Source organism: Neisseria sp. P0022.S010, from assembly GCF_051956635.1.
The window spans coordinates 1-4,328 of the sequence record NZ_JBQCXF010000245.1; the positions used below are offsets into that span (position 1 = coordinate 1).

The 4,328-nt window shown below is 55.2% G+C and carries 4 protein-coding genes and 1 pseudogene; 1 reads left to right on the forward strand and 4 read right to left on the reverse strand.

All coding sequences use genetic code 11. The features are described 5' to 3' along the window. The 4 genes from glmS to ACTHUT_RS14565 form a co-directional block, all read right to left on the reverse strand. A partial coding sequence (glmS, locus tag ACTHUT_RS14550; protein WP_440418955.1) for a glutamine--fructose-6-phosphate transaminase (isomerizing) occupies window positions 1-1,488 on the reverse strand: 1,488 nt, incomplete at its 3' end. A 165-nt stretch (window positions 1,489-1,653) separates the two neighbouring features. Next, complete coding sequence (glmU, locus tag ACTHUT_RS14555) at window positions 1,654-3,027, reverse strand: bifunctional UDP-N-acetylglucosamine diphosphorylase/glucosamine-1-phosphate N-acetyltransferase GlmU (protein WP_440418956.1); 1,374 nt, start codon at window positions 3,025-3,027, stop codon at window positions 1,654-1,656. Between the two features lie 98 nt (window positions 3,028-3,125). Further along, complete coding sequence (locus ACTHUT_RS14560; RefSeq protein ID WP_440418957.1) at window positions 3,126-3,410, reverse strand: membrane lipoprotein lipid attachment site-containing protein; 285 nt, start codon at window positions 3,408-3,410, stop codon at window positions 3,126-3,128. Between the two features lie 61 nt (window positions 3,411-3,471). Continuing rightward, a complete protein-coding gene (locus ACTHUT_RS14565) occupies window positions 3,472-4,119 on the reverse strand; it encodes a pyrimidine 5'-nucleotidase (RefSeq protein ID WP_250599261.1) in 648 nt (215 codons plus the stop codon). A 64-nt stretch (window positions 4,120-4,183) separates the two neighbouring features. Here ACTHUT_RS14565 and ACTHUT_RS14570 point away from each other — a divergent pair. Then, a pseudogene (locus tag ACTHUT_RS14570) lies at window positions 4,184-4,328 on the forward strand (thiamine ABC transporter substrate-binding protein); the annotation flags it as partial.

Here is a 4,328-nt window from a genome sequence, read left to right on the forward strand (position 1 = left end):
GATATAGGTAATCTCTTTCAGCTTCAATGCGCCTTCAAGTGCGATTGGGAAGTGGATGCCGCGGCCCAAGAAGAGTGCGCTGGTTTTCTTGGCAAATTTTTGCGCCCAAGCGGCGATTTGCGGCTCAAGATTGAGAACGTGCTGAATGCTGCCCGGAAGTTGACGCAATTCTTCGACGTATTCACGCGATTGTTCGTCGGAAACCAGACCGCGCTGTTTGCCCAAGGTAACGGCCAAGCCGAACAAGACAACCAGTTGCGTGGTGAACGCTTTGGTGGAGGCGACGCCGATTTCTGCGCCGGCGCGGGTGTACAGCACCAATTCGCTTTCACGCGGCAGGGCGGATTCCATCACGTTACAGATAGACAGGCTGTGTTTGTGTCCCAAGGATTGCGCGTATTTCAGGGCTTCCATGGTGTCCAGGGTTTCACCGGATTGGGAAATGGTGATGACCAATTGTTTCGGATCGGCAATCACGTCGCGGTAGCGGTATTCGCTGGCAATTTCCACGTCGGTCGGCACTTTGGCGATGGATTCGAGCCAGTATTTGGCGGTCAGCGCGGCATAGTAGGACGTACCGCAGGCAAGGATTTTGATGCTGTGGATATCGTCGAACACTTCGCGTGCATTCGCACCGAAGTTTTCAGGTTCAAAACCGCCATCCAAGAAGACTTCGGCAGTATCGGCGATGGCGCGGGGCTGCTCGTGGATTTCTTTTTGCATGAAGTGGCTGTATGGGCCCAACTCCAGCGAAGCGAGCGACAACTCGGATACTTTGACTTTGCGTTGGGTATCGGCACCGGTTTTGTCGATCAGTTTTTCAATACCGTTCGCGCTCAATACGGCGATGTCGCCGTCTTCCAAATAGGCGATGCGGCGGGTAAAGGCGATGACGGCGGATACGTCGGAGGCGATGAAGGTTTCTTGATCGCCCAGTGCCACCAGCAGCGGGCAGCCCATACGCGCGACCACCATTTCTTCGGGTTTGTCCTGCGCCATCACGGCGATGGCGTATGCACCGTGGAAACGGGCGGTGGCTGCGCGGACGGCTTCAAACAGTTTGCCGCCGTTTTGGGTGTATTCGTGATTGACGCTGTGGGCGATGACTTCGGTGTCGGTTTGCGATTCGAAGGTGTAACCCAAGGCCTTGAGGCGTTCGCGTTCGGCTTCGAAGTTTTCGATGATGCCGTTGTGGACGACGGCAATCATGCCGCCGGAGATGTGGGGGTGGGCGTTGGGTTCGGTTACGCCGCCGTGGGTTGCCCAGCGGGTATGGCCGATGCCAATGTGTCCGAACACGCCTTTTTCGCGTGCGGCGTCTTCCATCAGCTGCACGCGGCCGACGCGGCGCACGCGTTTGATTTTGCCGTCTGCGTTCACGGCGATACCCGACGAATCGTAGCCCCGATATTCAAGGCGTTTGAGACCGTCGGTCAGAAAATCGACTACATTGTGATTGGCGCGGATGGCGCCGACGATACCGCACATATAAGTTCCTTAGTATCAAAAGATTAACAAAATAACTGCCGTTCCGGCTCCCGGAGGCGGCAGCGGTAAAAAGCCGTTTTACATCATCCGAACGGCGCGGATTTGGGTTTCAGACGGCCTCTTGATGGAAAGGCCGTCTGAAAAACGGGTGGAATCGGCCGAACCTTATTTCTTATCGCCTTTTTCCGGCCTCACCCAGCCTTCGATCACGGTTTGGCGGGCGCGGGCGAGGGCGAGTTTGTTGTCTTCGACATTGCGGGTAATCGCACTGCCTGCGCCTGTGGTTACTTTGTTGCCGAGGGTGACGGGGGCGACTAGGACGCAGTTGGAGCCGATGCGGACTTCGTCGCCGATGACGGTTTTGTATTTGTTCACGCCGTCGTAGTTGGCAATAATCGTGCCTGCGCCGAAGTTGGTTTTGCTGCCGACTTCGGCGTCGCCGATGTAGGTGAGGTGGTTGGCTTTGGTGCCTTTGCCGATGGCGGCGTTTTTGATTTCGACGAAGTTGCCGACGTGTACGTCGTCTGAAAGGCGGGCTTGCGGACGCAGGCGGGCGTAGGGGCCGATTTGGTTGTTTTGTCCGACTTCGCAGTCTTCGAGGTGGGAGAAGGGGGCGATTTTGCTGTTTGCGCCGATTTTGGCGTTTTTGATGACGCAGTTTGCGCCGATTTCGACGTTGTCGCCGATTTCGATGTCGCCTTCGAGGACGACGTTGACGTCAATCACGACGTCTTGTCCGTGTTTCAGACGACCCCTTAAGTCGAAGCGGGCGGGGTCGCGCAGGGTAACGCCTGCTTTGAGCAATTCTTGCGCTTGTTCGGTTTGGAAGATGCGTTCGAGTTCGGCGAGCTGGAGTTTGTTGTTCACGCCGGCGGCGAGGTGGGAGGCGCGCACTTGGACGGGATGGACTTTGATGCCGTCGGCAACGGCTTTGGCGATGAGGTCGGTCAGGTAGTATTCGCCTTGGGCGTTGTTGCTGGAGAGGCTGTTCAGCCAGTTTTCGAGTTTGGCGTTAGGCAGGACGAGGATGCCTGTGTTGATTTCGCGGACGGCTTTTTGGGCGGCGTCGGCGTCTTTTTCTTCGACGATGGCGGTTACGCTGCCTTGGCTGTCGCGGATGATGCGGCCCAAGCCTGTCGGGTCGGCGGGAACGTCGGTCAACAGTCCGACTTCGCTGCCGGCGGCTTCGAGCAGGGTTTCGAGGGTGGCGGTGTCAATCAGGGGAACGTCGCCGTACAACACCAGCGTGCGGCCTTCGGCGGCAAGGTGGGGCAGGGCGGTTTTGACGGCGTGGCCGGTGCCGAGTTGTTCGGTTTGTTCGACCCAGACGACGTCGCGTTTGACAGTGTCTAAAACTTGGTCTTTGCCGTGTCCGATGACGACGCAGATGTTTTGCGGATTAAGCGCGGCGGCGGTGTCGATAACGCGCTCGACCATGGGCTTGCCGCCGATTCGGTGCAGCACTTTGGGCATTTTGGAATACATGCGCGTGCCTTTGCCGGCGGCGAGGATGACGATATTTAAAGCTGTCTGAGCCATGATACGGTTTCCGTTGTCGTTGTTTGAGGCCGTCTGAAAAGTGTGGCAACAAGTGTTGATTGTTTTTCACTCCGTTTCAGACGGCCTTGGGGATATTGTTATTTGGTTGCTGGCTGTTGGTTGGCAAATTGCGGTTTTTGCCAGTGCTGGCCGCGTTCGCCGTGTTCAGCATGATCCGCTTGGTTGGATTGGACGACGCGGCGCTCAGGACGGAATTGGTTGTAATTCATGTTTTTAGAATAAGTCCCGTCCTGATAAACGATAGGTGTGCCGGTAGCATATTTTTGGCGTACGGCGGTACGACCGGATTCGTTGGTGTAGGTTTCCCAAGAGCAACCGGCCAAAACGGCGGCGGCGGTCAGAATTAAAGCGAGTTTACGCATGATGTTGTCCTTGTTTTTAAATGTCGGCAATACCGTGTATTGTACTTGTTTTTTCAAAACTTCACGGCAGCTTTGTGCAAAATTCAAGCAAACCCTGCATATCTTTCGCTATGCCGTCGGCAAATGGCAACGGATGGGCTTTTTCGCCGTACCAAACGGTCTTCATGCCCAAGGCTTTGGCTTGGTGCAGATTGTCGGCGCTGTCGTCCACCATAACGCACTGTTCGGATTTGACGCCCAACAGGCAGCAGACGTTGAGATAGGCTTGCGGATTGGGTTTGTAGAGCAGGCCGAAGTCGTCCGTGCCGAACAAGCCGTCAAAATGCGCTTCCAAGCCCAACGCCTCAACCAATGCGCGGACATAAAACGACGGCCCATTGGAAAATACGGCTTTTCGCCCTTTCAGACGGCCTAAAACGTCATCAGTTCCATCCATACCCTTCACCTTTGCCAAAATTTGCTTAAGCGGGTGACTTTCACGCAAAAATTCATCGATATCGACTTCAGGATGGTGGATTTGCAAACCGGCAAGCGTCGCGCCGTATCGGTGCCAATAATCTTGGCGCAGATGGGAGGCGGCTTCTTCGGAAAGCTTCAGACGGCCTGCCATGTATTCGGTCATGGCGCGGTTGATGATGTAGAAAATGCCGGCTTCGGCATTGTGCAAAGTGTTGTCGAGGTCAAACAGCCAAACGGGGGAATGATTCATATCGTGCCTTGATATGCAGATTTTGTTATGATATTTCGTATTTTACCCGTACAAAGGAAAGAAAATGAAACTGAAATTGTCCGCCTTGGCCCTGTTGCTGGCTTCGGCAAACCTGTACGCCCAAACCGAAGTGCGTTTGGCCGTACACAAATCCTTCAGCCTGCCCCAATCCGTCATCGCGCAATTTGAAAAAGCCAACGATGCCAAAG